This is a genomic window from Pelagicoccus sp. SDUM812002, assembly GCF_031127835.1.
GTDB lineage: Bacteria > Verrucomicrobiota > Verrucomicrobiia > Opitutales > Opitutaceae > Pelagicoccus.
The window spans coordinates 1-472 of the sequence record NZ_JARXHX010000131.1 but is presented as its reverse complement, the minus strand read 5'-3'; the positions used below and the strand labels follow the sequence as shown (position 1 = coordinate 472).

Annotated in this window: 1 protein-coding gene; it reads right to left on the bottom strand. The window is 42.2% G+C overall.

All coding sequences use genetic code 11. The features are described 5' to 3' along the window. Positions 1 to 75: 75 nt before the first annotated feature. A complete protein-coding gene (locus tag QEH53_RS24015) occupies positions 76 to 456 on the bottom strand; it encodes a hypothetical protein (RefSeq protein ID WP_309025775.1) in 381 nt (126 codons plus the stop codon). Between the last annotated feature and the right edge of the window lie 16 nt (positions 457 to 472).

The following is a 472-nucleotide window of genomic DNA, read 5'->3' as shown; positions in this document are numbered from 1 at the left end:
AACGTGAAAGCCATACGCGGAAGTCAGCGCGGAGCGCTGGCTGGAGTTGTATGGGCTGCCTGGTTGGCACAATTTTTAGTAGGATATTTTATCGTATGCTCCCTTGGTTATTTCGAACAGTTTGATCCCGAATTTTACTATTGGTTCGGACTTCGGTGAATACGATTCTTTACAGTATTCGGAAGAGAACGGATCGTACAGTCCTGTCGTCCCGTAATTCTCTTCGATGATTATTTTAACTGCATCAGACACAAATGCGATTGGATTGTCCTGAAGTGTCGTAAGCGAAAATCGTGAAGTCTTTTTGTTCGCTTGGTAGAGAATGTGCTCAGTGTTCATCTCGGAAAGATCTGCGTAAAAGAATTTTTCATAATTCTTCTTTCCGTCGATGAATACTGAGTTCGCTCGAAAACAAAACTCAGTGCTCGATAGTTTGATGTCTTTGGTTTCGTTCATCTATTTTTTGCCAACG